The sequence below is a fragment of the Pseudomonas jinjuensis genome (assembly GCF_900103845.1).
GTDB classification, from domain to species: domain Bacteria; phylum Pseudomonadota; class Gammaproteobacteria; order Pseudomonadales; family Pseudomonadaceae; genus Pseudomonas; species Pseudomonas jinjuensis.
The window spans coordinates 110431-133973 of the sequence record NZ_FNIJ01000002.1 but is presented as its reverse complement, the minus strand read 5'-3'; the positions used below and the strand labels follow the sequence as shown (position 1 = coordinate 133973).

General features: G+C 64.5%; 30 protein-coding genes and 2 tRNA genes. 4 read left to right on the top strand and 28 right to left on the bottom strand.

The features are described from left to right. Window positions 1-237: 237 nt before the first annotated feature. The 3 genes from BLR75_RS03080 to codA form a co-directional block, all read right to left on the bottom strand. Window positions 238-996 (bottom strand): RES family NAD+ phosphorylase, encoded by a 759-nt coding sequence (locus tag BLR75_RS03080; RefSeq protein ID WP_084309904.1) that lies wholly within the window; start codon window positions 994-996, stop codon window positions 238-240. Then, window positions 997-1365, bottom strand: coding sequence for an MbcA/ParS/Xre antitoxin family protein (locus BLR75_RS03075; RefSeq protein WP_084309903.1), 369 nt, complete (start codon window positions 1363-1365; stop codon window positions 997-999). A 66-nt stretch (window positions 1366-1431) separates the two neighbouring features. Then, window positions 1432-2673, bottom strand: a complete 1242-nt coding sequence (gene codA, locus BLR75_RS03070) for a cytosine deaminase (protein ID WP_084309902.1) — start codon at window positions 2671-2673, stop codon at window positions 1432-1434. 119 nt (window positions 2674-2792) lie between these two features. Between codA and BLR75_RS03065 the strand changes: the two genes are divergently transcribed. Further along, window positions 2793-3263 carry a GreA/GreB family elongation factor gene (locus BLR75_RS03065; protein ID WP_084309901.1) on the top strand — a complete coding sequence of 157 codons (471 nt, stop codon included), beginning with the start codon at window positions 2793-2795 and terminating at the stop codon, window positions 3261-3263. A 7-nt stretch (window positions 3264-3270) separates the two neighbouring features. Here the strand turns inward: BLR75_RS03065 and BLR75_RS03060 are convergent, their stop codons facing one another. The 11 genes from BLR75_RS03060 to dapA all read right to left on the bottom strand — a co-directional run bounded on the left by BLR75_RS03060 (window position 3271) and on the right by dapA (window position 9999). Next, a complete protein-coding gene (locus BLR75_RS03060; protein ID WP_084309900.1) occupies window positions 3271-4338 on the bottom strand; it encodes a diguanylate cyclase in 1068 nt (355 codons plus the stop codon). Between the two features lie 120 nt (window positions 4339-4458). Next, a complete protein-coding gene (locus tag BLR75_RS03055) occupies window positions 4459-4722 on the bottom strand; it encodes a hypothetical protein (RefSeq protein WP_084309899.1) in 264 nt (87 codons plus the stop codon). A gap of 225 nt (window positions 4723-4947) precedes the next feature. After that, window positions 4948-5256, bottom strand: coding sequence for a HigA family addiction module antitoxin (locus tag BLR75_RS03050; RefSeq protein WP_084309898.1), 309 nt, complete (start codon window positions 5254-5256; stop codon window positions 4948-4950). 8 nt (window positions 5257-5264) lie between these two features. Continuing rightward, window positions 5265-5561: a type II toxin-antitoxin system RelE/ParE family toxin gene (locus tag BLR75_RS03045; RefSeq protein ID WP_084309897.1), complete on the bottom strand. Its 297-nt coding sequence runs from the start codon at window positions 5559-5561 to the stop codon at window positions 5265-5267. A gap of 56 nt (window positions 5562-5617) precedes the next feature. Then, window positions 5618-5824: a hypothetical protein gene (locus BLR75_RS03040; protein WP_084309896.1), complete on the bottom strand. Its 207-nt coding sequence runs from the start codon at window positions 5822-5824 to the stop codon at window positions 5618-5620. Next, a complete protein-coding gene (locus tag BLR75_RS03035; RefSeq protein ID WP_084309895.1) occupies window positions 5815-6126 on the bottom strand; it encodes a hypothetical protein in 312 nt (103 codons plus the stop codon). The genes BLR75_RS03040 and BLR75_RS03035 overlap by 10 nt, the downstream gene beginning before the upstream one ends. Window positions 6127-6289: 163 nt before the next feature. Continuing rightward, window positions 6290-6379: transfer RNA gene (locus BLR75_RS03030), tRNA-Ser, on the bottom strand. 95 nt (window positions 6380-6474) lie between these two features. Then, on the bottom strand, window positions 6475-7185 hold the full coding sequence (gene purC, locus BLR75_RS03025) for a phosphoribosylaminoimidazolesuccinocarboxamide synthase (RefSeq protein WP_084309894.1): 711 nt from the start codon (window positions 7183-7185) through the stop codon (window positions 6475-6477). 33 nt (window positions 7186-7218) lie between these two features. Continuing rightward, entirely contained in the window at window positions 7219-7977 is a 759-nt protein-coding gene (locus BLR75_RS03020; protein WP_084309893.1) for an MBL fold metallo-hydrolase, read from the bottom strand. Then, window positions 7916-9106, bottom strand: coding sequence for an outer membrane protein assembly factor BamC (bamC, locus tag BLR75_RS03015; RefSeq protein ID WP_084309892.1), 1191 nt, complete (start codon window positions 9104-9106; stop codon window positions 7916-7918). The genes BLR75_RS03020 and bamC overlap by 62 nt, the downstream gene beginning before the upstream one ends. A 14-nt stretch (window positions 9107-9120) precedes the next feature. Next, the gene (dapA, locus tag BLR75_RS03010) at window positions 9121-9999 is read right to left on the bottom strand and encodes a 4-hydroxy-tetrahydrodipicolinate synthase (RefSeq protein WP_084309891.1); all 879 of its coding nucleotides are present in this window, start codon (window positions 9997-9999) and stop codon (window positions 9121-9123) included. 182 nt (window positions 10000-10181) lie between these two features. Here dapA and BLR75_RS03005 point away from each other — a divergent pair, with 182 nt between their 5' ends. Together BLR75_RS03005 and BLR75_RS03000 are read left to right on the top strand one after the other, a co-directional pair. Continuing rightward, window positions 10182-10739: a glycine cleavage system transcriptional repressor gene (locus BLR75_RS03005; RefSeq protein ID WP_084309890.1), complete on the top strand. Its 558-nt coding sequence runs from the start codon at window positions 10182-10184 to the stop codon at window positions 10737-10739. Between the two features lie 10 nt (window positions 10740-10749). Continuing rightward, complete coding sequence (locus BLR75_RS03000; protein ID WP_084309889.1) at window positions 10750-11223, top strand: peroxiredoxin; 474 nt, start codon at window positions 10750-10752, stop codon at window positions 11221-11223. A 43-nt stretch (window positions 11224-11266) separates the two neighbouring features. On the opposite strand, the gene BLR75_RS02995 is transcribed toward BLR75_RS03000, so the two are convergent. Together BLR75_RS02995 and BLR75_RS02990 are read right to left on the bottom strand one after the other, a co-directional pair. Further along, entirely contained in the window at window positions 11267-12340 is a 1074-nt protein-coding gene (locus BLR75_RS02995; RefSeq protein ID WP_084309888.1) for an AI-2E family transporter, read from the bottom strand. A 47-nt stretch (window positions 12341-12387) separates the two neighbouring features. Next, window positions 12388-12639, bottom strand: coding sequence for a sulfurtransferase TusA family protein (locus BLR75_RS02990; RefSeq protein WP_084309887.1), 252 nt, complete (start codon window positions 12637-12639; stop codon window positions 12388-12390). Window positions 12640-12758: 119 nt separating this feature from the next. Between BLR75_RS02990 and BLR75_RS02985 the strand changes: the two genes are divergently transcribed. Then, a complete protein-coding gene (locus BLR75_RS02985) occupies window positions 12759-14195 on the top strand; it encodes a M48 family metalloprotease (protein WP_084309886.1) in 1437 nt (478 codons plus the stop codon). Window positions 14196-14252: 57 nt separating this feature from the next. On the opposite strand, the gene nadA is transcribed toward BLR75_RS02985, so the two are convergent. The 12 genes from nadA to ruvB all read right to left on the bottom strand — a co-directional run bounded on the left by nadA (window position 14253) and on the right by ruvB (window position 23538). Then, window positions 14253-15311 carry a quinolinate synthase NadA gene (gene nadA / locus BLR75_RS02980; RefSeq protein WP_084309885.1) on the bottom strand — a complete coding sequence of 353 codons (1059 nt, stop codon included), beginning with the start codon at window positions 15309-15311 and terminating at the stop codon, window positions 14253-14255. A 190-nt stretch (window positions 15312-15501) separates the two neighbouring features. After that, window positions 15502-15577 (bottom strand) — tRNA-Lys (locus tag BLR75_RS02975). Between the two features lie 58 nt (window positions 15578-15635). Beyond that, entirely contained in the window at window positions 15636-16313 is a 678-nt protein-coding gene (queC, locus tag BLR75_RS02970) for a 7-cyano-7-deazaguanine synthase QueC (protein WP_084309884.1), read from the bottom strand. 1 nt (window position 16314) lies between these two features. Further along, window positions 16315-16962: a 7-carboxy-7-deazaguanine synthase QueE gene (gene queE / locus BLR75_RS02965; RefSeq protein ID WP_084310150.1), complete on the bottom strand. Its 648-nt coding sequence runs from the start codon at window positions 16960-16962 to the stop codon at window positions 16315-16317. 118 nt (window positions 16963-17080) lie between these two features. Further along, window positions 17081-17893 (bottom strand): tol-pal system protein YbgF, encoded by an 813-nt coding sequence (gene ybgF / locus BLR75_RS02960; protein WP_084309883.1) that lies wholly within the window; start codon window positions 17891-17893, stop codon window positions 17081-17083. Between the two features lie 6 nt (window positions 17894-17899). Continuing rightward, a complete protein-coding gene (gene pal, locus BLR75_RS02955) occupies window positions 17900-18406 on the bottom strand; it encodes a peptidoglycan-associated lipoprotein Pal (RefSeq protein WP_084309882.1) in 507 nt (168 codons plus the stop codon). A 52-nt stretch (window positions 18407-18458) separates the two neighbouring features. Continuing rightward, complete coding sequence (gene tolB, locus BLR75_RS02950; protein ID WP_084309881.1) at window positions 18459-19757, bottom strand: Tol-Pal system beta propeller repeat protein TolB; 1299 nt, start codon at window positions 19755-19757, stop codon at window positions 18459-18461. Then, window positions 19754-20806 (bottom strand): cell envelope integrity protein TolA, encoded by a 1053-nt coding sequence (tolA, locus tag BLR75_RS02945; RefSeq protein ID WP_084309880.1) that lies wholly within the window; start codon window positions 20804-20806, stop codon window positions 19754-19756. Before tolA ends, tolB begins: the two co-directional genes overlap by 4 nt. Window positions 20807-20811: 5 nt before the next feature. Then, complete coding sequence (gene tolR / locus BLR75_RS02940; RefSeq protein WP_084309879.1) at window positions 20812-21270, bottom strand: protein TolR; 459 nt, start codon at window positions 21268-21270, stop codon at window positions 20812-20814. 13 nt (window positions 21271-21283) lie between these two features. Then, complete coding sequence (gene tolQ / locus BLR75_RS02935; protein WP_084309878.1) at window positions 21284-21979, bottom strand: protein TolQ; 696 nt, start codon at window positions 21977-21979, stop codon at window positions 21284-21286. 1 nt (window position 21980) lies between these two features. Beyond that, the gene (gene ybgC, locus BLR75_RS02930; protein WP_084309877.1) at window positions 21981-22427 is read right to left on the bottom strand and encodes a tol-pal system-associated acyl-CoA thioesterase; all 447 of its coding nucleotides are present in this window, start codon (window positions 22425-22427) and stop codon (window positions 21981-21983) included. A gap of 52 nt (window positions 22428-22479) precedes the next feature. Next, window positions 22480-23538: a Holliday junction branch migration DNA helicase RuvB gene (gene ruvB, locus BLR75_RS02925; RefSeq protein ID WP_084309876.1), complete on the bottom strand. Its 1059-nt coding sequence runs from the start codon at window positions 23536-23538 to the stop codon at window positions 22480-22482. Window positions 23539-23543: the final 5 nt, after the last annotated feature.

Genomic DNA, 23543 nt, shown 5'->3' with positions numbered 1-23543 from the left:
TCCCTTGAGAACCGGGGCTGTCTCCTAGATTGATGATTTTTTCACCACTCAAAAAATTCTTTATTTTTCAATATCTTACAAAGTCAATCCAGCAAATCAAAGATTTACGCGCAAATGCTGCAGGCTCTTGACAGCAGGCGTGTCCATTGTGCACAAGTCTGCGGCACCCTGCCGCGCCCCGCCCCGTTTCGAGGCAGCCGCCCGTTGGCGACCGCTTCGCCGCAGGTAGCCGCCAGATCACGCCGGAGCAGGCAAGCGGCCATCGACCATGAACTCCGAACGCGGAAAGATGCGCGGCGAGCCCGGCACCTGCGCGGGCTTGAAGGCGATGTATCGCGCCGTGGTTTCGCACAGCCAGCCCGTCAGGTTGCGCGGCTTGCGGTCGCGGAAGGCCGACGGCACGAACAGCGCCACGTTCAGCCCCGGCGGATGGCGTGCCGAATGGTACTCGAAGGCTTCGACGCCCTGCCTGCGCATGATGCTGCCGAGTTCCTGGGTGAGGCGATAGTCGCGGGGATCGCTCAGCGCCTCGCGGTATTCGTCGAACGGCGGCTGCTGCAGACGCATCCCGCGCTGCACGCGGAAACGCGCCTCGAACGAGGAATGCTCGGAAAGGATGCGCCCGCTGGGCGGCGGGAGCAGCATGCCGTCCCACAGCACGCAGCGGTAGAAGGCGGCTTCCGCCATGGCGGTTTCCAGCCCCAGCGCGGCGTAGAACAGGCCGGGCTCGTGGCGCCGGCCGAAGCGCGAACCCCAGCGCAGCGGCGGATAGCGGAACGGCGTCTTCAGCAGGTAATGCAGGGACTCGGCCTCCGCCGGCGGACGCGGCTTGCTGGTTTCGATCAGTTCCTCCAGCAGGGCCTGCTCCTCCAGGGTATCCACCAGTTGCGAGGTGGCGACCTGTTCCTGGTTTTCCACAAGGCGCACCAGGTTGCCCTGGATCGGCTGGATCGCCTGCTCGCCGGCGCAGCGTCGCCAGAGTTCGGCGCCGGTCATTCAGACCTTGCCCCGAATGGCATCGAGGTATTCCACCACCTGCACCAGCCCCTGGACCTGGGTCATCATCTGCAGCGGCACGCCGCCCAGGTGGCGGTTCTCGGTGCGCAGGAAGTGGCGCATGTCGTCGAGATTGCCGCCGAACAGGGCGAACAGCGCGCGATAGATGCGCACCAACAGCAGCGCCAGTTCGCCGGTCTTGCTGTCGGTACGCACCCCGGCGCCCTTCCAGCGGCTCACCGCGCTGCGATCGACGCCGAGGATGGAGGCCATCTCCTGCTGGGTCATCGCCAGTTGCTCGCGGGCGGCGAGCACCGCCTTGGCGAGTACCGCATCGGCATCGGCGCGTTCCCGGGTCAGGGCAGTCATGGCGGCTCCTCCTGTGTGCGTTTTCAGCAAATATACCAGTAAAAGCCGAAAATACACACGACAGGCTCACTCCGCGAGAATCTCCACCCGCACCGGATCGCGCCGCATCAGCACCTTGCCGTGGCGAATCGACAATAGCGGCAGCCCCTGGGTGCGGATCATCTCGTAGTCGTTCTCCACCGGCAGCAGCAGCAGGTTCGCCGGCCGGCCGACTTCCAGGCCGTAGTCCTCGCCCAGGCACAGCGCCCGCGCGCTGTTCTCGGTCACCAGGTCCAGCGCGCTCTGCAGATGGCGGTAGCCGAGCATGTGGCAGATGTGCAGGCCGGCCTCCAGCACGCGCAGGATGTTGCCGTTGCCCAGCGGATACCAGGGATCGACGATGGAGTCCTGGCCGAAGCAGACGTTCATCCCCGCCTCCAGCAGTTCGGCCACCCGGGTCACACCGCGGCGCTTGGGAAAGCTGTCGAAGCGGCCCTGCAGGTGGATGCTTTCGGTCGGGCAGGAGACGAAGTTGATCGCCGAGCGCTCCAGCAGGCGGAACAGCTTGGAGCAGTAGGCGTTGTCGTAGGAGCCCATGGCGGTGGTGTGGCTGGCGGTGACGCGGTAGCCCATGCAGCGGCTGCGCGCCTCCTCGGCCAGCACTTCGAGGAAGCGCGAATGCGGGTCGTCGGTCTCGTCGCAGTGCACGTCCACCAGGCGCCCGGTGCGCTCGGCCAGGTCCATGAGGAACTTCACCGAGCTGACGCCCTGCTCGCGGGTGTTCTCGAAATGCGGGATGCCGCCGACCACATCGGCGCCGAGGCGGATCGCGTCTTCCATCAACTCGCGGCCGCGCCCGTAGGATTCGATGCCCTCCTGGGGGAAGGCCACCACCTGCATGTCGAGCAGATGGCGGCTCTCGTCGCGCAGTTCGAGCATGGCCTTGAGCGCCGTCAAACTGGGGTCGGTGACGTCCACGTGGGTGCGCACGTGCTGGATGCCGTGCGCCACCAGCATGTCGATGCCGCGGCGCGCGCGCTCGTGAATGTCCGCACGAGTGATGCCGGCCTTGCGCTCGGCCCAGCATTCGATGCCTTCGAACAGGGTGCCGCTCATGTTCCAGCGCGGCTCGCCGGCGGTGAGCACGGCGTCGAGGTGAATGTGCGGTTCGACGAAGGGCGGTATCACCAGGTTGCCGGCGGCATCCAGGTCGCCGCCGGACGCCGTCAGCGTCGCCGGCTGATGGTCGATGCCGGCGATCAGCGCGCCGTCCAGGCTCAGGCTGTGCAGCCCCTCGCGGTCACGCAGGCGGGCGTTGATGATCTTCATGGGGCGATGTCCTCGCACGGCCGGGATATCCATAACCATAGGCCAGGCTCGGCGCGGCACTCTCGCATCGGCGTGGCAAAATCCCTAGGATGCGCGTTGGTTTCCTATGAAGTGCCGGCATGGACAAGCAACAGGTCTATCGACTGATTCTCGACAGGCTCGGCGCGGACCTCGAAGTCGCGCTGCGCGCGGCGAAGGCCGCCCACGACGACGCGACCCACGAGGAAAGCATCGCCGAGAACCGCTACGACACCCTCGGCCTGGAGGCTTCCTATCTCGCCGCCGGGCAAGCGCGGCGCGTGGAGGAGCTGCGCCTGGCGCTGACGCGCTTCCAGAACCTGGTGCTGCGCCCGTTCGACGAGGAACAGGGCATCCAGCCCAGCGCCCTGGTCGAGCTGGTGACGCGGGATGGGCGCAGCCAGTGGCTGTTCCTCGGCCCGGACGCGGCCGGCCTGAAGGTCTGCCTGGACGGCACGGAAATCCTCGTCATCACCCCACGCGCACCGCTGGGGCAGGCGCTGCTCAACCGCTGTCCGGGCGACGAACTGGAGGTCGGCGGCAAGTCCTACGAGATCGTCGACGCCTGCTGAGCGGGCCTCAATGGGCGCCGCTGCGCCGTTCGCCGCCATCGAACGCCGCGCTGACCTGGTTGCGCCCGCCGCTCTTGGCCGCGTAGAGCGCGCGGTCGGCATCCTTGAGCCAGGCGCAGGCGTCTGGCTGGTACGGGCTGTAGGAGGCGATACCGATGCTGAGGCTGACTTCCAGGCCCGGTTCCAGCTCGTACCGGGCCCGCGCGAAGGCCTGGCGCAGGCGCTCCATGATGTCGGCGGCGATGGTTTCGCTGGTATCCGGCAGGATCACGCAGAACTCGTCGCCGCCGTAGCGCCCGGCGCTGTCCGTCTCGCGCAGCGAACTGTCGAGGATATGCCCCAGGCGGGTCAGCACCAGGTCGCCGATGACGTGGCCGTAGGTGTCGTTGATGGTCTTGAAATGGTCGATGTCGATCAGCGCCACGGTCGCCCGCCGGTGCTGCTGGCGGCAGCGCTCGAATTCCGCATCCAGCTGCGCCATCCACGAGGCATGGTTGAGCAGTCCGGTCAGGCTGTCGGTGCGGCTGACCAGGCGCAGCGCCTGCTTGTGCTCGTGCAACTGGAAGGCCAGCCGGTAGCTGACCCAGCCGATGATCAGCGGATAGAGGATCAGCATCGGCAGGCAGGCATAGACCTGCAGCGGGGTGATGTCCTGGTTGAAGGCAGCGGGGAAGGCGATCAGCGCCAGCAGCATGCCGCCGGTCTGCGCCAGGCAGCCCTGCCAGAAGAAGCGCTGCCCGCCGGCGGCGATGTTGTTCATCGCCATCATCGAGAGAACGGTGACGGTGGGCAGCGGATTGAACTGCATGGCGCCGGCCCAGAATCCGCCGAACACCGAATCCACCAGCAGATTACGCCGCTCCGTACCGAACGGCGTGGCCGAGCGGCGCGCCAGCTGAAAGGCCAGGTGCGGCCAGACGAAGCCGTTGAAGATCAGCAGCGCCCATACCCAGGCCGGACGCTGCAGCGGCTGGATGGCCGCCAGCACGCAGAAGAAGCCGATCCCCAGGCCAAGCGTGCGGGGAAGATAGATGCGCTTAGCGAAGGAAAGTCCCTTTCCTTCCCGAATTTCCATGGTGCGGCCCCAATGCTTGTCGTGATCAGGGAAACGACGTTAGCAGATCGGAACACCGGCGCGCATGGCCGGAATGCCGGGCCGCTGCGCCTCGCACAGCGGCTCCGGACTGACGCACCCTCAGCTGTCGGCGCCGGAACGTTTCAGCAGCTTCAGCGCCTCGCTGCTGCTGGCGACGCAACCCTTGGTGTCACCGGCGGCCTGGGCCTGCAAGGCCTTTTCCTGCAGCCGCATGACCTGGTCCTGAACGGTCGCATCCGAGGCAGCGGTGTTCTTCATGCTTTCGTCGATCTTCTGGATGTTGGTGCTGCAGACATCCTCGTCGGCGGCGAATACGGGCCCGGCGAGCAAGGCCGTGGCGATGATGAGATAGGTGGCTTTCATGGTGGGCTCTCCTGGCGGAATGGCCGATAGGTTGGACTCGATCGGTCCCGGGAAGGGGCCTGAAGGGTGGACTTCCCCATCCGCAGGCAGGTTCAGTCGGATGTACCGGCGGTAGCCAGCCCCAGCCCATCGATTCGCCAGAAAAGCCAAAGCCCCTGCAACGCTGGGCGTTTCAGGGGCTTTGGCGATATGTGATCACTCTATCCCGCTGTGTTGTTGGCACTCTCAGGCGGCATGGTGAACAGGTTTGGCACGCTCAATACGCGCCCTGCGATCAGGGGAGTTCATCGCTTCCCAAAGGTCATTACGCCGCTGCAGGTTGAGCCAGAAGTCAGCCGAATTACCGAAGACGCGCGCAAGCATCAGGGCAGTGTCTGCAGTGATTGCACGGCGGTTATTGCACAGCTCGTTCACCAGCTTGCGCTGCACGCCCATGAGTTCGGCGAGCTGGCCCTGGGTGAGCCCCATTGGCTCCAGGAATTCTTCGGTGAGCATTTCGCCGACACTCACCGGCTTGCGTTCAGTGATGATCATGCTTCACCTCAACGATAGGTGTGGTTATCGAGATAGACGCCGGAAGCCTCTCCCTTGTCGCCATCCCACTCAAACACCAGGCGCCACTGCTGGTTCACCCGGATTGAATGCAGCCCCTTGAGATTCCCCTTCAGCTTTTCGAAGTGATTGCTCGGTGGCACTCTCAAGTCAGCATCCGTTGTAGCGTCGTCCAGCAATTGAAGCTTGCGGAACAACCTGTCGCGCAGATCCGCCGGAATCTGGCGGGCCAGCTCATCGTGGACAAAGAACGCCTCCAGCCAGGCATCTCTGAAGCTTCCAATCATGCTCTAGCGTCCTTCACTTAGAGCCACTGTACCGCACAACGGTACAACTTGCAAAATCAAGCAGCCATCCCATACCGCACATATCTCTCCTGCAGCTTCTTCGCGAGGTGCTTCTTCAGCCAGGTCGTAGACCTACCCTTCTCGCGGTAATACTCCTCGACTAGGTGGAACACCGGCAACGACTTGAGCGCCAACCAGCAGGGCGTGAAGGCCATACGATTACGCGCGAAGAGCGTGATGGCCTTGCCCGGCATCAGCTCCATGTTCTTTCCCGAAAAACCCTCGCGGCCTTGTAGTAGCGGCGGTAGAAGAAGCGCTGTACCGGGGCGAGAAACCGCGCATCGCCGCGCAGGAGGCTCCACAAGGGATCAACGCGGCCACCGCGATACAGTAGACGGAAGTTTTCGAGGCCGTACTCATCCCCCTGGAGGTGGGTGGCCAGTTCGGCGTATGTGGCGGAGGCCAGGATGGAACCTGAGGTGTCGCAAGAGCCCTGTGCGAACTGCTCGATCACCGAATGGTGGAAGCAGAATTCGAGGCAGTAGACATCCGGATTCGGGGGCATAGGTCGCCGGCGATGACCATGCGCTACGCGCACCTGTCGCCGGATGACCTGCATGGGTGCAGTGAAGCTGGAGCCACTGCGCAGGCTTTCAACACTGAGCCCGGCGCAGAAAAGACAAAGCCCCTGAAGCGCTAGGCATTTCAGGGGCCTTGGCCATATGTAATGGCGGAGAGATAGGGATTTGAACCCTAGGAGCCATTGCTGACTCAACGGATTTCGAATCCGTCCCGTTCGACCACTCCGGCATCTCTCCGTGCGGCGCGCATGATAGCAGTTCGAATGCCGAAGGCGAAGCCTTAATTTCGGATTTTTTCGCGTGCTATCAGGCGCTTGCGTTCGCTTGCCGGGTTACAGCGGGACGCCGATACGGCGCGCCACTTCCTCGTAGCCTTCGATCACATCGCCGAGGCCCTGGCGGAAACGGTCCTTGTCCAGCTTCTTGCGGGTTTCCTTGTCCCACAGGCGGCAGCCGTCCGGGCTGAACTCGTCGCCGAGGACGATCTGGCCGTGGAACACGCCGAATTCGAGCTTGAAGTCGACCAGCATCAGGCCAGCGTCGTCGAACAGCTTGCCCAGCACTTCGTTGACCTTGAAGGAGTAGGCCTTCATCTGCGCAAGCTGGTCGAGGGTCGCCCAGCCGAAGGCCTGGACGTGGGATTCGTTGATGAACGGATCGCCCAGGGCGTCGTTCTTCAGGAACAGTTCGAAGGTCGGCGGGTTCAGTGCGATACCCTCCTCCACGCCCAGGCGGCGCACCAGGCTGCCGGCGGCGTAGTTGCGCACTACGCATTCCACCGGGATCATGGCGAGCTTCTTGACCAGCACTTCGTTGTCGGCCAGCAGCTTGTCGAACTGGGTCGGAATGCCGGCGGCTTCCAGTTTCTGCATGATGAAGGCATTGAACTTGTTGTTCACCATGCCCTTGCGGTCGAGCTGTTCGATGCGCTTGCCGTCGAACGCCGAGGTGTCGTTGCGGAACAGCAGGACGAGGCGGTCGGCATCGTCGGTGGCGTAAACCGATTTGGCTTTGCCGCGATAGAGTTCTTCGCGTTTTTCCATGATGGGCTCCACTTGCTTGGATATACGTGGGGATCAGGCGATTTCGCGCCAGTCGAGCCCCGAATGCTGATCGGCTACCTGCAGCCAGTCCGGGTCGCACCCCAGGGTGTCGACGAAACACTGCCGGGCCAGTTGCGGCGTGTTGTTCTTTTCGCTGAGATGCGCCAGCACCAGGTGCTGCAAGCTCTCCCAGCCCAGCTCCGCCACCAGTTCGGCGGCCTGCCGGTTGTTCAGATGTCCCCACTGGCCGCCCACGCGGGCTTTCAGGGGGTAGGGATACGGGCCACGGGCAAGCATGTCGCTATCGTGATTGGCCTCGATCATCAACGCGTCGAGCCCACGATAGCACTCCAGCACTTCCGGCGTGGCAGTCCCCAGATCGGTGAGCAGACCGAAGCGCCTCCGACCATCGGAAAACACGTACTGCAGCGGCTCGCATGCATCGTGCGATACGCCCACCGCAGTGACTTCCAGTCCGCCCAGGGAAAACCTGTCTCCCGCCTGCAGCAACCCGTGGGGCTGCAGTGGCTTGCGCAGCGACCGCAGGGTGCCGCCGCTCAGATACACCGGCACCTGGTAGTGCCGGGCGAGGAGTTCGACGCCATGCACGTGATCGCTGTGTTCATGCGTGACCAGAACGGCATCCAGCTCGCCGGGTTCCACACCCAGGCGAGCCAGACGCTTGATGGTTTCTCGCAGCGGAAATCCGCAGTCGATCAGCAGCCGGGTGTCAGAACTGCTCACCAAGGCCGAATTGCCCCGGCTTCCGCTCCCCAGGACCGCGAACCGCATTGCGCATACTCTCCTGGAGTTTTTCCAGCACGCTCTGCGCGACGTCGGCCGGCGCGGAGGTGTTGATGTCCTTGTCGACGGTGATCTGCACCGTGTTGCTGACGCTGGTCAGGCGAACCTGATAGCGCTGTGCCTTGGCGTCTTCCTCTTCCTGGCTCTTCTCGCCGCCACCGAACATGCGGCTGAAGAAGCCGGGCTTGTCCTCATCCGCCTTCTTCGCCCCTTCGGCGATGTTGACGTAGTAGACGCCCAGGCTGCGGTTGAGGTCGTCGACGCGAATGTCGGCGCTGTCCAGCGCACGGCCGACGCTGACCCAGGCGCGATCGAAATCGGAGTCGACGGTCAGCACCGGGTTGCCGCTGCCGTCCTTGCCGAGCGATACGCTGCCGGGGGTGTCGAAGGTGGAATGCGCCGCCAGCAGCGAAACGGAACCGCCCTTCTCGGCGCTGGTGGTCATGCTCGCGAGCATCTCGTCGAGCAGCGCGGCGTCCAGGGTCGGCGCCGCCGGTTTGCTCGGCCAGTCCTGGCTGGCGCTGCTGCCGGCCGGGCGGGTCTGGCTGAGTACGTAGACTTCGCTGGTGTTGGCCTGCACGCCGGGCTCGATGCGTACCCGCACACGCGCTTCGTTGTCGGGTCCGACGTCGCCGGTGCGATTGCCCAGGCGCCGCGCCAGCGGTGCGGAAAGCTGATCGAGCGACTGCCAGCGGGTGCTGAACTCGCCGGTCTGCGGGCGTTCATCGGCGATGGCGAAACCGTTCTCCTGGAAGAACTGATGCGCCACCGGCCAGACTTCCGCCGGCGGACGCTGGGCGACCAGCCAGCGCGCATCGCCGCTCTTCTGCAGGCTGAAGTCGCTGACTTCGCCGGAAGCAGCCAGGGCCGTCGGACGCGGCACTTCGAATTCGCCTTCCTTCATGTGAGTATCGGCGATGTTCATCGGCACCGGCAGCAGCGGGTCGAGCGGCTTGCTCTGCAGGCCTTGCGGAACCTGCATCGGCGCGGTCTGGCGCGCGTTGAGGTAATCGTCGCCGCGGTCGCGGAAGTAGCCATCCGGCCCCCACAGCCAACCGCAGCCGGACGTATTGCCGATGACCAGGGCGAGCGCAGTCAGTCCTGCCAGTCGCTTCATGCGAGGCTCCCTGCTCAAGCCAGAACGCCGGTCTGGCGCATGGCCTGACGCAGCGGTTCCTGGCAACGCGCACTGAGCCAGGTCAGCGGCAGGCGGATGCCTTCGGGGATCAGCCCCATCTCATGCAGAGCCCATTTCACCGGGATCGGGTTGGATTCGATGAACAGCGCCTTGTGCAGCGGCATCAGGCGGTCGTTGATCGCGCGGGCTTCGGCGGCATCGCCACGCATGGCGGCGGCGCACAGGTCGCTCATGGCGCGCGGCGCGACGTTGGCGGTCACCGAGATGTTGCCGCGGCCGCCCATCAGCATCAGCTCGACGGCGGTGGCATCGTCACCGGAATAGACCAGGAAGTCCTTGCCGACGCGGTCGAGGACTTCCTGGCCGCGCTGCAGGTCGCCGGTGGCTTCCTTGATGCCGATGATGTTCTGGATCTTGGACAGACGCTCGACGGTTTCCGGCAGCATGTCGCAGGAGGTGCGGCCGGGAACGTTGTAGAGGATCTGCGGAATCGCCACGGCTTCGGCGATATGGCGGAAGTGCTGGTACAGGCCTTCCTGGGTCGGCTTGTTGTAGTACGGCGTCACCAGCAGGCAGGCGTCCGCACCGGCGGACTTGGCCGACTCGGTGAGTTCCACGGCTTCACGGGTGGAATTGGCGCCGGTACCGGCGATCACCGGGATGCGCCCCTTGACCTGGTCGACCACGCGACGGATGACTTCGAGGTGTTCGCTGACGTCCAGGGTGGCCGATTCACCAGTGGTGCCGACCGCGACGATGGCGTTGGTGCCTTCCTGCAGGTGGAAATCCACCAGCTTCGCAAGGCTGTCCCAGTCCAGTCGACCCTGAGCATCGAAGGGGGTGACCAGCGCCACCATACTGCCCGCAATCATGCAACCGCTCCTGCCGGAAAAAGAAAGGAGTAATGGTACTGTCGCCACCTGCCTTGCACAAGCTGAGAGCGGCGCACGGCGCATCGTCGCGAATGCGCCAAACATTCCCCTCGGAGTCGCTTTTCGCTACCCTTTTCCCTTTGCCGATGCGGCCCCTCCGGCCGCCCTTCCAGGAAAGCTGCATGTCCACCTCCCACCCTCGCGAACAATTCCTCCTGATCAGCGCCCTGGGCGCCAATCCCATGGACCTGACCAGCGTGCTGTGCCGCACCTGCGTCGACAACCGCTGCTCGGTCGTCAGCAGCCGCCTGACCCGCCATGGCGAATTCAGCGCGCTGATCCTGCAGGTCTCCGGCAGCTGGGATGCCCTCGCCCGCCTGGAAAGCGGCCTGCCGGCGCTGTCCAAGCGCCACGGCTTCAACCTCAGCGTCACCCGCAGCAACGCCCACGTCACCCGCGCCCAGGCTCTGCCGTACGTCGCCTACGTCAGCGCGGTGTACCGCCCGGACATCCTCAACGAGCTGTGCCAGTTCTTCATCGATCACAACATCGAGCTGGAGAACCTCACCTGCGACACCTACCAGGCGCCGCACACCAACACCAGCATGCTCAACGCCACCATCACCGTGACGCTGCCGGCCGGCACGCAGATCAGCTGGCTGCGCGACCAGTTCCTCGACTTCGCCGACGCACTGAACCTGGACGCGCTGATCGAACCCTGGCGTCCGCAGCATCCATAAGGAAAGAACCATGCCGGTAGCAATCGACCAACCCGTCGCCGACTTCGAAGTCCCGGCCACCAGCGGCCAGCAGGTGCGCCTCTCCGCGCTGAAGGGCAAGCAGGTGGTGCTGTACTTCTATCCGAAGGACAGCACCCCGGGCTGCACCACCGAAGGCCAGGGCTTCCGCGACCAGTACCCGGCCTTCCAGCAGGCCGGCACCCTGGTGTTCGGCGTCTCCCGCGACGGGCTGAAATCCCACGAGAACTTCAAGTGCAAGCAGGAGTTCCCCTTCGAGCTGATCAGCGACAAGGACGAGACCCTCTGCCAGCTGTTCGACGTGATCAAGCTGAAGAAGCTCTACGGCAAGGAATACATGGGCGTCGACCGCAGTACCTTCCTGATCGACAAGGATGGCGTGCTGCGCCAGGAATGGCGCGGTGTGAAGGTACCGGGGCACGTCGACGCGGTGCTCGCCGCGGCCCAGGCGCTGAACGCCGGCTGACCGACAGCCAATGAAGAAGGCCGCTATCCAGCGGCCTTTTTTCTTACATGAGAGGACTCACCTGCGGCTCCGGATGCTGCGGCCAGGCGTCCAGCACCGCCTTCACCAGGGTCGCCAGCGGAATGGCGAAGAACACCCCCCAGAAGCCCCACAGCCCGCCGAACAGCAGCACCGCGCAGATGATCGCCACCGGGTGCAGGTTCACCGCCTCGGAAAACAGCAGCGGCACCAGCACGTTGCCGTCGAGGGCCTGGATGATCGCGTGGACCGCCATCAGGTAGATGAACTGGTCGCCCCAGCCCCACTGGAACAGGCCGATCAGCGCCACCGGCACGGTCACCACCACCGCGCCGATGTACGGCACCACCACCGACAGACCGACCAGCAGCGCCAGTAGCGCCGCATAGTTCAGGCCGAGCAGCGCGAAGGCGATGTAGGTCGCCACGCCGGTGATGAAGATCTCGATGACCTTGCCGCGGATGTAGTTGGAAATCTGCCGGTTCATCTCCGCCCAGACCTGCTTCATCAGCCTGCGCTCGCGCGGCAGGTAACGGCGGAACCAGTGGTAGAAGCGCTTGCGGTCCTTGAGGAAGAAGAACACCAGGATCGGCACCAGCACCAGGTAGATCATCACGTTGACCAGCACCGGCACGCCGGACAGGGAAAAGGTCAGCGCCCACTGGCCGAGCTGCACCAGTTCGTTGCGCGCCGCCTCGATGGCGCGCAGCACCTGTTCCTCGGTGACCATCGCCGGGTAGCGCTCCGGCAGCATCAGCAGCACCGCCTGCCATTCGCCGAGCATCCGTGGCAGCTCGTTGAGCAGGGTGAACAGCTGTTTCCAGATCAGCGGCACCAGCACCAGCAGGAAAACCGCGAGCAGGCCGAGGAACAGCGCATATACCAGCCACACCGCGAACAGGTGCGGCATCCGGATACGTTCGAGAACCCCCACCAGTCCCTGGATCAGGAAGGCGATGACCATGGCCGCCAGCACCGGCGCGAGCATGCTGCCGAAGGCGAGAATGACGGAAAAGCCAAGCGCCAGGATGACCGCCAGCACCACCGCTTCCTCATCGGAGAAGTAGCGCTGCATCCAGTCTTGCAGAACTTTGAGCATCAGGATTCCTGCGGGGTGGATCGATCGGGCGGAAGAGCCCTGTGGAGTTACTTCTTGCGCAGCCAGTAGCGGTAGACGCCGTCCTCGACCTCTTCACGCAGCAGGCTGTGGCCGGCCAGCTCGGCGAAGGTGCGGAAATCACGTTGCGAACCGGCATCCGTGGCGATCACCTTCAGCACCGCGCCGCTGGCCAGGCGATTCAGTTCCAGCTTGGCCTTGAGCAATGGCAGCGGACAATTGAGACCGCTGGCATCCAGCTCTGCGTCACATGGCGGCTCGGGCGATACGGGCTGGATCATCGATGGTCTCCGGTTGCAGGCGTTCAAGAATACCAGCCTGGCGCGACCTGACCAGTCAGCTAGGCATTCGCGACACGCTGCGGCTAAAGTAGGGGACTTTTTCGCCACGAGCCCTGTACATGAAAGTACTGCGCCCCGCCCTGCTGACGCTCGCCTGCCTGCTGGCGTCGCCAGCGATGTCGGATGACCTGCCCTCCCTCGGGGACGCCAGCTCGTCCATCGTTTCGCCGGAGCAGGAATTCCAGCTCGGACGCGCCTGGCTGAGCATGCTGCGCAACCAGGTCGACACCATCGGCGACCCGCAGATCAAGGATTTCGTCGAATCCAGCGTCTATCGCCTGGCCGAGACCAGCGACCTGCAGGATCATCGCCTGGCCTTCATCATGATCCGCGATCCGCAGATCAACGCCTTCGCCGCGCCCGGCGGGGTGATCGGCGTGAACGGCGGCCTGCTGCTCTATGCGCAGAGCGAAGCCGAGTACGCCGGCGTGCTCGCCCACGAACTCGGCCACCTCAGCCAGCGCCACTTCGCCCGCGGCATCGAGGCGCAGCAGCGCATGCAGATGCCGATGATGGCCGCCATGCTCGCCGGCATCGTCGCCGCCGCCGCGGGAGCCGGTGACGCCGGCATCGCCGCCATCGCCTCGACCCAGGCGGCGGCGATCCAGAGCCAGCTGCGCTTCTCCCGGCAGAACGAACAGGAGGCCGACCGCGTCGGCGTCGCCACCATGGCCCGCGCCGGCTACGACCCGCGGGCGATGTCGAACATGTTCGAGCGCCTGGCACGCCAGTATCGCTACGAGAGCAAGCCGCCGGAATTCCTCCTGACCCACCCGGTAACCGACTCGCGTATCGCCGACACGCGCAACCGCGCCGAGCAGTATCCCCAGGGCGGCAAGGAAGACAGCCTGCGCTACCAGCAGATGCGCGCCCGCGTGCAACTGATCTTCGAGGAAAGCCCGGGTATCGCCGCCAAGCGTTTCCGCGCCATGCTCGAGGACAACCCGAAGCTGGACGCCGCCCGCTATGGCCTGGCTCTGGCGCAGATCCGCGTCGGCCAGCTCAACGAGGCCGGCGAAAACCTCAAGCCGCTGCTGGCCAAGGCGCCCAACGACATCGCCTACAACCTGGCCCAGGCCGACCTGGACATCACGGCCAACCGGCTCAAGGAAGCGGATGCCCGGGTCACCAGGCTGCTCGCCCAATACCCGGGCAGCTACCCGCTGCGCCAGGCCCACGCCGACCTGCTGATGAAGCAGAACCGCGCACAGGATGCGGAAAAGGTCCTCGCCGAGCTGTCGCAGAAGCGCCCGCTGGACCCAGACGTCTGGAGCCGCCTGGCCGACGCCCGCACCATCAGCGGCAACGCCATCGGCGTGCACCAGGCCCGCGCCGAGTACTACGCGCTGACCGGCGACTACCGGCAGGCCATCGAGCAACTGGACTTCGCCAAGCGTCGCGCCGGCGGCAACTTCCAGCTCGCCGCGCGGCTGGATGCGCGGCAGCAGGAGTTCCGCGAGCAGGAACGCCTGCTGCAGCAGATGATGCGCGGCTGAACCGACCGTTCACAAAAAAGCCCGGAGAGATTCCGGGCTTTTTCATTCGGGCCGCGATCAGGCGTTGCCGGCCAGTTTCAGTCGCGCCGCCTGGGTGAAGTCGAGCATGCGCTTGAGCGGCTTGATCGCCTTCGGGATCAGCGCCGGGTCGACGAAGATCTCGCCGCTGCCTTCGCGCAGGCAGGCCAGGGTGCGCTCCAGGGTGTTCATCGCCATCCACGGGCAGTGCGCGCAACTGCGGCAGGCCGCGCCGTTGCCGGCGGTGGGGGCTTCGATGAACTCCTTGTCCGGGCACAGCTGCTGCATCTTGTAGAAGATGCCGCGGTCGGTGGCGACGATGAATGTCCTGTTCGGCAGGGTCTGCGCGGCCTTGATCAGTTGACTGGTAGAACCGACGGCATCGGCCAGTTCGACCACCGCTTCCGGCGACTCCGGGTGCACGAGGATTGCCGCGTCCGGGTAGAGCGCCTTGATATCTTCCAGCTGCTTGGCCTTGAACTCCTCGTGGACGATGCAGGCACCGTCCCAAAGCAGCATGTCGGCACCGGTCTCGCGCTGGATGTAGCGGCCGAGGTGCTGGTCCGGCGCCCACAGGATCGGTTCGCCGTTGTCCATCAGGTGCTCGACGATCTCCACCGCGCAGCTGGAGGTCACCACCCAGTCGGCACGCGCCTTCACCGCCGCCGAGGTGTTGGCGTAGACCACCACGGTGCGCTCCGGATGCTTGTCGCAGAAGGCGGAGAATTCCTCGACCGGGCAGCCCAGGTCGAGCGAGCAGGTCGCTTCCAGGGTCGGCATCAGCACGCGCTTCTCGGGGTTGAGAATCTTCGCCGTCTCGCCCATGAAGCGCACGCCCGCCACTACCACCGTCTGCGCCGGATGCTGGTTGCCGAAACGGGCCATCTCCAGCGAGTCGGACACGCAGCCGCCGGTTTCCTCGGCGAGCGCCTGGATCACCGGATCGCAGTAGTAGTGCGCTACCAGCACCGCATTCTGCGCCTTCAGCTCGGCGGCGATGGCGGCGCGATAATCGGCCTCTTCCTGCGCGCTCAGCTGCTTGGGCTGCTTGGCGGCAAGATGCGCCTGGACCAGAAGGCGTTCAGATATCTGCGTCATGTGTACTAATCCGGTGAAGCGACTGCTCGTTATGGGCGCGATTTTATCACCGACGGCCCCGCGGGAGGCGCGGCGATCCTGCCAAATTGCCCGGGAGCGCGGTATCGCGGGCCCGGGCAGCATACGCGGAAAATCCCGCGCATACGAAAAAGCCCGCAACTCCAGGAGTTGCGGGCTTTCTATCGAATGCTGGTGGGTCGTGTAGGATTCGAACCTACGACCAATTGGTTAAAAGCCAACTGCTCTACCGACTGAGCTAACGACCCAACGCGAGGCGTATATTACTGATTTTTATCGCAAAAACAACACCCCACGAAAAATTTTTCAAAAATATCGCGTCGGATCGGCCACGCCGGCGGCAGCGAAGCCTTCGGCACGCAGCCGGCAGCTGTCGCACTTGCCGCAGGCGCGCCCTTCGTCATCGGCCTGGTAGCAGGACACCGTGAGGCTGTAATCCACGCCGCGCGCCAGTCCCGCCTGGATGATCTGCGCCTTGGACAGATGCTGCAGCGGCGCCTGGATGCGGAAGCCGTCGCCCTCCACTCCGGCCTTGGTCGCTAGGTTGGCGAGACGTTCGAACGCCTCGACGAACTCCGGCCGGCAATCCGGATAGCCGGAATAGTCCACCGCGTTGACGCCGATGAAGATATCCCGGGCGCCCAGCACTTCCGCCCAGCCCAGGGCGAGCGACAGGAACACCGTATTGCGCGCCGGCACGTAGGTGACCGGGATGCCCTCGCTCGGCGCCTCGGGCACGTCGATGCTGCTGTCGGTCAGGGCCGAGCCGCCGATGCCGTTGAGGTTCAGTCCGATCACCTTGTGCTCGACGACGCCGAGTTGGCGCGCCACTCGCTCAGCCGCCTGCAGCTCGGCGCGGTGCCGCTGGCCGTAGTCGAAACCCATGCTGTAGCACTGGTAGCCCTCGGCCTTCGCCATGGCGACCACGGTGGCGGAGTCGAGGCCACCGGAAAGGAGAATCACCGCTTTCTTCTGCTCGGTCATTTCAGTGTCCTGGCTCGTCGTTCCAGAGAATCTTGTGCAACTGCAACTGGAGGCGCACCGGCAGGTTGTCGGACACGATCCAGTCGGCCAGCGCGCGCGCATCGACCTGCCTGTGGCTGGGCGAGAACAGCACCTCGCCGGCGCGCTGCTCCAGGCGGTATTCGATCAGCTTGGATACCGCCCAGTCGTAGTCGTCGCGGGAGCAGATGACGAACTTCACCTGGTCGTTGCCGGTGAGCTGGTCGAGGTTCTCGTAGCGATTGCGCCGCACCTCGCCGGAACCCGGGGTCTTCAGGTCGACGACCCGGCTGACGCGGCGGTCGGTCGCGGAAATGTCCAGGGCGCCGCTGGTTTCCAGGGACACCTCGTAGCCGGCGTCGCACAGCCGCTGCAGCAGCGGAATGCAGTTGGGCTGGGCCAGCGGCTCGCCGCCGGTCACGCAGACATGGCGAGGCTTGAACGCCGCGACGCGCTCGAGGATGGCGTCCACGGACATGATGTCGCCGCCATTGAAGGCATAGGCGGTATCGCAGTACTGGCAGCGCAGGGGACAGCCGGTCAGGCGCACGAACACCGTCGGCAAGCCGGCGGTGCGCGTCTCCCCCTGCAGCGAGTAGAAGATCTCGGTAATTCGCAGGGTCTGTTGCATATCAGCCACGGGCGTGACGGCGAAACAGGCCATCCGCCTCCGTTGCGGGAAATCGGGGGACGGATTCTAACGAAAAAACCCGCGACGAGCGCGGGTTTTCGGCAGGCAGCGGATCAGATCACTTCAGGTTCTTCAGATCGCGCTGGGCGAGCTGGGCGGCGGAAGTGCCCGGATACTGCGCAGCGACCTGCTGGAAGATGCCCCGCGCACGGTCGGTATTGCCGAGACGACGCTCGACATCACCCAGCTTGTACAGCGAATCCGCAACCTTGGGGCTGCTCGGATAGGCCTGGCTGACCTTGGCGAAAGCCTGGCCGGCGGCCTGCAGGTCACCCTTGGCCAGGTTGACCTCGCCCAGCCAGTACTGCGCGTTGCCGGCGTACTGGCTGTTCGGGTACTTGCGCAGGAAGGCGCTGAACGCCTGGCTGGCCTTATCGAAATCCTTGGTCTTGATGAGGTCGAAGGCAGCGTCGTAATACAGCTTTTCCTTCGCCGGATCGGCCGGTTCGCTGCTCGCCGCGGGCTGCTGAGCCGCAGCGGCAGCACCACCGGCAGCGGCGGCAGCAGGACCCGGAGCAGGCGCAGGCGCGCCGCCGGCAGCGGCACCGCCGGAAATACGGCGATCGAGCTCCTGGTAACGATCCAGGTTTTCCTGCTTCATCTGCCGGATCTGGTTCTGCTGTTCTTCCAGCATGCCGCTCAGGCGCGAAATCTCGTCCTGCATCTGCTGCAGTTGCATGAACAGCTGCGCCTGGCCGGAGACGGGAGTTTCCATCCCGCCACCGGCATAGGCGCCACCCGCGCCTGCGGTGCCATAACCCGAAGGCGGATAGCTGCCGCCGTAATTGGCGTTAGCGTCTTCGACGGGAGCCGCAGCCGCCGCCATGAGCGGCAGGCTGCAGGCCAACAAGGTCAGGATTCGCAGGCGCATGGGGTCTTACTTCTTCAGTTCTACGCGACGGTTCTGAGCCCAGGACTGCTCGTCGTGGCCAGTAGCGACCGGACGCTCCTTACCGTAGGAAACCAGTTCCAGCTGAGCCGGGGAAACGCCCTGCAGAACCAGGTAGCGCTGAACCGACTTGGCACGACGCTCGCCCAGAGCCATGTTGTACTCACGGGTGCCGCGTTCGTCGGTGTGACCTTCCAGAACCACGCGCTGACCGCTGGAACGCAGGTCCTTGGCGTGTACGTCGAGGGCGCGCATGGCTTCCGGCTTCAGGTCGGAGCTGTCGTACTCGAAGTAGAAGGTGGTGATCGCACGCAGAGCGGCTTCGTCGCTCAGGCTGCCGTCAACGGCACCGCTGTTCGCGCCATAGCCAGCGTTCGGGTCGACACCGCCGTTCGCACCTTCGCCGGACGCATCACCGCCCTTGGAAGAACAACCGACAGCTACGGCCATGGCCAGAGCCAGAGCAGCAAATTTGCCGAATTTCAGCATTTCCATCATGTAACTCCTAATGAACCCCAGTGTATAAGTTTTGAACAGTTGGCAACCGTCAGTTCAGGTATGGTGACCAGGAAGGCTCGCGTACATCGCCTTGGGCGGTAGGAATTGGGATCCGAACGCGTCCGTTGATGGAAACGAGCATCAACACGCCCCGATCCTGCTGGCGGGTGGCGTAGATTAGCATGGTGCCATTAGGCGCAACAGTGGGCGAGTCGTCCAGGGTGGTGTTGGAAAGTACCCGCAAACTGCCGCGCTGCAAGTCCTGGGCGGCGATCTGGAAGTTGGTGAAGCCCTGCTGGCGATGCACCATCACCAGGGTCTTTTCATCCGCGGAAAGTTTCGGGTTGGCGTTGTAGTTGCCGATGAAGGTGACCCGCTCGGCCGAGCCGCTGTTGACGTTCATCTTGTAGACCTGCGGCTTGCCGCCGCGATCGGAAGTGAAGTACAGGGTCGAGCCGTCCTTGCCCCAGAAGGGTTCGGTGTCGATGGCCGCGTTGTTGGTCAGGCGGCGCAGCTGGCGCGAGCCCAGATCCATCATGTAGACCTCCGGGTTGCCATCGCGGGACAGCACGAAGGCCAGGCGGTTGCCATCCGGCGAGAAGGCCGGCGCGCCGTTCAGGCCCTCGAAGTTGCTGATCTGCTCGCGGCGGCCGGTGTCCACGTACTGCATGAAGATGCGCGGACGCTTCTGCTCGAAGGAGACGTAGGCGATGCGGCGGCCATCCGGCGAGAAGCGCGGCGAGAGGATCGGTTCGCGCGACTGCAGGAGGGTCACTGCCCGTGCGCCGTCGTAGTCGGAGCGCTGCAGGGTGTAGCGGGTGTTGTCGACCGAGAAGCGCTCGGCGGTGACGTAGAGCATCTTGGTGGAGAAGGCGCCCTTGATGCCGGTGAGCTTCTCGAAGGCCTGGTCGGCGATGTAGTGCGACATGTCGCGCAGCTGGTCCGTGCTGCCGCCGACGCTGCCGGTCAGCACCTGCTGCTGGGTCGCCACGTTGAACAGGCCGTACTGCACCTGCAGGCGCCCACCGGCCGGCACGATGCTGCCGATCAGCACGTACTGCGCGCCGATGGCGCTCCAGTCGCGGTAGATCACTTCGCTGGCCTGGGCCGGCTGGCTGATCATGTTCTGCCGCGGGATGGGTTCGAAATAGCCCGAATTGCGCAGGTCGTTGCCGATGATGGTGGACATGTCCTCGGGCAGGACGTTGCCGCCCTGCCAGCCGAACGGCACCACGGCGATCGGCACCGCCCGGTCGGTGCCGGTGGACACCACCAGCGGGTCGGCTGCCCGCGCCAGGCCGGCGAGCGCGACCAGGGCAAGGAGCGCAATGCGAATCAGGTTAATCACAGACTCAGGTCCTCCGGTTTGAAAATCATTCGGCGCTGCCGGTAAAGGCTGTCGAAGGTGGTGCGATCCAGTTGCTGCATCTCCGGGATCCGGCCGACGTTGCGCACCGCTGCGAGCGCCGAGTTGTCGAACGGCGAATCGCCGCTCGAACGGGTCACGCTGACGTTGGTGATGGTGCCGTCCGGCAGCATCTGGATCAGCACTTCCACGCTCATTCCGTTACGCGCCGAAGGCGGGCGGGTCCACTGCTGGCTGACCAGGCTGACGATCAGGTCGTCGAAGTTGCCGGCCACCTGGTTGCCACGTTCGTCCGCCAGAGCCTGCTGGCGCTGCGTGTCGTCCGACAGCAGTTCGGCCAGGGCCTGCGCCTTCTTGTCTTCCTGGGCCTTGCGCGCCGCCGCGGCGGCCGCTTTCTTCTTCGCCGCTTCCACGGCAGCCTTCTTCTTGGCTTCCTCGGCCGCGGCCTTCTTCTTCGCCGCTTCGGCGGCAGCTACTTTCTTGGCCTCTTCGGCCGCCTTCTTCTTCGCTGCCTCGGCAGCGGCCTTCTTCTTCGCCTCTTCCTCGGCGCGCTTCTTGGCTATGTCCGCCTGCTTCTTCTGCTCGGCGGCCTTGGCCTCTGCGGCTTTCTTGGCCTCGTCAGCCTTTTTCGCCTCAGCCGCCTTCCTGGCTTCTGCAGCCTTGGCGGCGTCCGCGGCTTTCGCAGCCTCTGCCGCCTTTCGAGCATCGTCGGCTTTCTTTTGTTCCGCTGCCTTGGCGGCGGCGAGGGCCTGCTGCTCGGCCTTCTTCTGTTCCAGCTGCTCTGTTTCGTACTGCCTGGAGGAGGTCTTCTTCGATTCTCCGGCGATTTTCTGGTTGGTCTGCTGGGTCGCCTGACTCTTCGACTTCAGCTGGTAGAGCGTCGCCTGCACGATCGGCCGCGAAGGCGGCAGCTCGGGAGCCGTCGCCCAGCTGACGAAGAGCATGGCGAAAATCAGGACGTGCAAGGCCACGGCCAGCACGGCCGGCCAGAAATAACTTTCCGAAGGAGAAGGAGACCGCTCGAGTCGCATAGAAATCAGGGTGCCTCGGTAATCAATCCCACATTACCTACGCCGGCCTTCTGCAGGCCGCCCATGACCGCCATCACCGAGCCGTAGTCGACAGCCTTGTCGCCACGCACGAAGACCTGGACCTTCTTACCCTGGCGGCCGTTCTCGGCCATGATCCCGCTGGCGGCATTCACCAGCTGGTCCAGGTCGACGGCGGTCTGGCTGGACTTGCCCTGGTCAGGATCGACTTCCGCGCCCATGTTCCAGTAGTAGGTCTTGTCGGCCTTGATCGAAATGGTCAGCACCCGCGAGTCGTTGTCCTGCGGCAGGGCTTCGCTGGAAACCTTGGGCAGGTCGACCTTGACGCCCTGGTTGAGCATCGGCGCGGTCACCATGAAAATCACCAGCAGCACCAGCATCACGTCGATGTAAGGCACCACGTTCATTTCCGCGACCGGCTTGCGCTTGTGACGAATCCTCGTCATATCGGCTTACCTCTCAGTCGTCACTGGTGTGCACCTTGCGGTGCAGGATGGCCTGGAACTCGTCGGCGAAGGTGTAGTAACGGCCGATCAGCATCTCCGAACGAGCGGAGAAGCGGTTGTAGGCGATGACTGCCGGAATCGCGGCGAACAGGCCGATGGCGGTGGCGATCAGCGCTTCGGCGATGCCCGGGGCAACGGTGGCGAGGGTCGCCTGCTGCACGGTGGCCAGGCCGCGGAAGGAGTTCATGATGCCCCACACGGTGCCGAACAGGCCGATGTACGGGCTGGTGGAACCGACGGTGGCAAGGAACGGCAGGCTGGTTTCCAGCTTCTCTTCCTCGCGCGAGATGGCCACGCGCATGGCGCGGGATACGCCTTCCATCACCGCATCGGCCTCGACGCCGGCCTGCTGGCGCAGACGCGAGAACTCCTTGAAGCCGGCACGGAAGATCTGCTCGACGCCGGAATCCGGGTCCGGATTGCTGCCGGCCTGGCGATACAGCTTGGACAGGTCGATGCCCGACCAGAAGCGCTCTTCGAAGGTTTCCAGGGCCTTCTTGGCCGAACGCATCATGTTGCTGCGCTGGAAAATCATGATCCACGAAGTGACCGAGGCGGCCACGAGGGTGAGCATGACCAGTTGCACCACCAGACTGGCGTTGCTGATCAGGCTCCACATGGAGGTATGGTCGACGACGTTCGGTTCCACGTTAATCTCCTGCTGAAAGGGTGTCCGGACTGCCGGCAAATGCCGCACGCAACGCTTCGGGGATCGCGCGGGGTCTGAAGTTATCGGCCCGCACGCAGGCCACCAGGAATCGCCCTTCGCAGAGCAAGACCGAGTCTGTCGCCCGGCGAACCTGTTGACGGAAACGCAGGCTCGCGCGGTTCAACTCCTCCACTTCGGCGGAGACGATCAATTCGTCGTCCAGCCGGGCCGGCGCATGGTAGCGTGCCTCCGCCGAATGAACGACAAATAGCAGGTTCTCACCGGCCAGCTCGGACTGGGCATAGCCCAGATCACGCAGCCGCTCGGTACGAGCCCGCTCCATGAACTTGAGGTAGTTGACGTAGTAGACGATGCCGCCCGCATCGGTGTCTTCGTAATAGACCCGGAAACGATGCTGGAACGGCTGACCCCCGTGTTGCGCGCGCATACTCTAGAACCAAGTCAGGGCTTTGCCAATCGGCAATCGCCCACAAATGCAATTAATTACCATCTTCAGAAGAGAACCGATCAGGCGAAACGCTTTCTCCTGAGCCGTTCGGCAACTTCAGGCCGAAATGCAGATAGGCATGCCGGGTGACGACCCGCCCCCGCGGCGTGCGCATGATATAGCCTTGCTGGATCAAATAGGGCTCCAGCACGTCCTCAATTGTGTGTCTTTCTTCGCCAATGGCGGCGGAGAGGTTGTCGAGCCCCACCGGTCCGCCATCGAACTTCTCGATCATGGTCAGCAGCAGACGCCGGTCCTGGTGGTCGAAGCCACGTTCGTCGACATCCAGCAGGTTCAGCGCCTTGTCGGCGATGTCGCTGCTGATCCGCCCGTTGCCGCGCACCTCGGCGAAATCCCGCACGCGGCGCAGCAGCCGGTTGGCGATGCGCGGCGTGCCGCGGGCACGGCGGGCGATCTCGAAGGCACCGTCGCGCTCGATGGCCAGGCCGAGAATCCCGGCCGAACGGCTGACGATGGTGGTCAGGTCGTCCACGCTGTAGAACTCCAGACGCTGGACGATGCCGAAGCGGTCACGCAGCGGATTGGTCAGCATGCCGGCGCGGGTGGTCGCCCCGACCAGGGTGAAGGGCGGCAGGTCGAGCTTGATCGAGCGCGCCGCCGGCCCTTCGCCGATCATGATGTCCAGCTGGAAATCCTCCATCGCCGGATACAGCACTTCCTCGACGATCGGAGACAGGCGGTGGATCTCGTCGACGAACAGCACGTCGCCCGGCTCCAGGTTGGTGAGCAGCGCCGCCAGGTCGCCCGGGCGCTCCAGCACGGGACCGGAAGTGCTCTTGATCGCCACGCCCATCTCCTGGGAGATGATGTTGGCCAGGGTTGTCTTGCCCAGCCCCGGCGGGCCGAAGATCAGGGTGTGGTCGAGGGCTTCCTTGCGCCCCCTGGCGGCCTGGATGAACAGCTCCATCTGCTCGCGCACGGTCGGCTGGCCGATGTAGTCGGACAGGCTCAGCGGGCGGATGGCGCGATCCAGCTGCTCCTCGCGTTCACGGCCGGAGACGGCGGAAATCAGGCGATCGGATTCGATCATCGGCG

Excerpts from the sequence above, each read along its gene's own strand:
- nadA (WP_084309885.1), bottom strand. The coding sequence starts at position 15,311 with ATGACGCAGATATCTGAACGCCTTCTGGTCCAGGCGCATCTTGCCGCC.
- BLR75_RS02985 (WP_084309886.1), top strand. The coding sequence starts at position 12,759 with ATGAAAGTACTGCGCCCCGCCCTGCTGACGCTCGCCTGCCTGCTGGCG.
- BLR75_RS03000 (WP_084309889.1), top strand. The coding sequence starts at position 10,750 with ATGCCGGTAGCAATCGACCAACCCGTCGCCGACTTCGAAGTCCCGGCC.
- BLR75_RS03065 (WP_084309901.1), top strand. The coding sequence starts at position 2,793 with ATGGACAAGCAACAGGTCTATCGACTGATTCTCGACAGGCTCGGCGCG.
- BLR75_RS02995 (WP_084309888.1), bottom strand. The coding sequence starts at position 12,340 with ATGCTCAAAGTTCTGCAAGACTGGATGCAGCGCTACTTCTCCGATGAG.
- dapA (WP_084309891.1), bottom strand. The coding sequence starts at position 9,999 with ATGATTGCGGGCAGTATGGTGGCGCTGGTCACCCCCTTCGATGCTCAG.
- BLR75_RS03080 (WP_084309904.1), bottom strand. The coding sequence starts at position 996 with ATGACCGGCGCCGAACTCTGGCGACGCTGCGCCGGCGAGCAGGCGATC.
- ybgF (WP_084309883.1), bottom strand. The coding sequence starts at position 17,893 with ATGCGCCTGCGAATCCTGACCTTGTTGGCCTGCAGCCTGCCGCTCATG.
- BLR75_RS03060 (WP_084309900.1), bottom strand. The coding sequence starts at position 4,338 with ATGGAAATTCGGGAAGGAAAGGGACTTTCCTTCGCTAAGCGCATCTAT.
- BLR75_RS03040 (WP_084309896.1), bottom strand. The coding sequence starts at position 5,824 with ATGGAGCTGATGCCGGGCAAGGCCATCACGCTCTTCGCGCGTAATCGT.
- BLR75_RS03035 (WP_084309895.1), bottom strand. The coding sequence starts at position 6,126 with ATGCCCCCGAATCCGGATGTCTACTGCCTCGAATTCTGCTTCCACCAT.
- queC (WP_084309884.1), bottom strand. The coding sequence starts at position 16,313 with ATGACCGAGCAGAAGAAAGCGGTGATTCTCCTTTCCGGTGGCCTCGAC.
- BLR75_RS03075 (WP_084309903.1), bottom strand. The coding sequence starts at position 1,365 with ATGACTGCCCTGACCCGGGAACGCGCCGATGCCGATGCGGTACTCGCC.
- tolR (WP_084309879.1), bottom strand. The coding sequence starts at position 21,270 with ATGACGAGGATTCGTCACAAGCGCAAGCCGGTCGCGGAAATGAACGTG.
- BLR75_RS03020 (WP_084309893.1), bottom strand. The coding sequence starts at position 7,977 with ATGCGGTTCGCGGTCCTGGGGAGCGGAAGCCGGGGCAATTCGGCCTTG.
- codA (WP_084309902.1), bottom strand. The coding sequence starts at position 2,673 with ATGAAGATCATCAACGCCCGCCTGCGTGACCGCGAGGGGCTGCACAGC.
- pal (WP_084309882.1), bottom strand. The coding sequence starts at position 18,406 with ATGGAAATGCTGAAATTCGGCAAATTTGCTGCTCTGGCTCTGGCCATG.
- ybgC (WP_084309877.1), bottom strand. The coding sequence starts at position 22,427 with ATGCGCGCGCAACACGGGGGTCAGCCGTTCCAGCATCGTTTCCGGGTC.
- purC (WP_084309894.1), bottom strand. The coding sequence starts at position 7,185 with ATGGAAAAACGCGAAGAACTCTATCGCGGCAAAGCCAAATCGGTTTAC.
- bamC (WP_084309892.1), bottom strand. The coding sequence starts at position 9,106 with ATGAAGCGACTGGCAGGACTGACTGCGCTCGCCCTGGTCATCGGCAAT.
- BLR75_RS03005 (WP_084309890.1), top strand. The coding sequence starts at position 10,182 with ATGTCCACCTCCCACCCTCGCGAACAATTCCTCCTGATCAGCGCCCTG.
- BLR75_RS02990 (WP_084309887.1), bottom strand. The coding sequence starts at position 12,639 with ATGATCCAGCCCGTATCGCCCGAGCCGCCATGTGACGCAGAGCTGGAT.
- BLR75_RS03055 (WP_084309899.1), bottom strand. The coding sequence starts at position 4,722 with ATGAAAGCCACCTATCTCATCATCGCCACGGCCTTGCTCGCCGGGCCC.
- tolA (WP_084309880.1), bottom strand. The coding sequence starts at position 20,806 with ATGCGACTCGAGCGGTCTCCTTCTCCTTCGGAAAGTTATTTCTGGCCG.
- ruvB (WP_084309876.1), bottom strand. The coding sequence starts at position 23,538 with ATGATCGAATCCGATCGCCTGATTTCCGCCGTCTCCGGCCGTGAACGC.
- BLR75_RS03045 (WP_084309897.1), bottom strand. The coding sequence starts at position 5,561 with ATGATTGGAAGCTTCAGAGATGCCTGGCTGGAGGCGTTCTTTGTCCAC.
- BLR75_RS03050 (WP_084309898.1), bottom strand. The coding sequence starts at position 5,256 with ATGATCATCACTGAACGCAAGCCGGTGAGTGTCGGCGAAATGCTCACC.
- queE (WP_084310150.1), bottom strand. The coding sequence starts at position 16,962 with ATGCAACAGACCCTGCGAATTACCGAGATCTTCTACTCGCTGCAGGGG.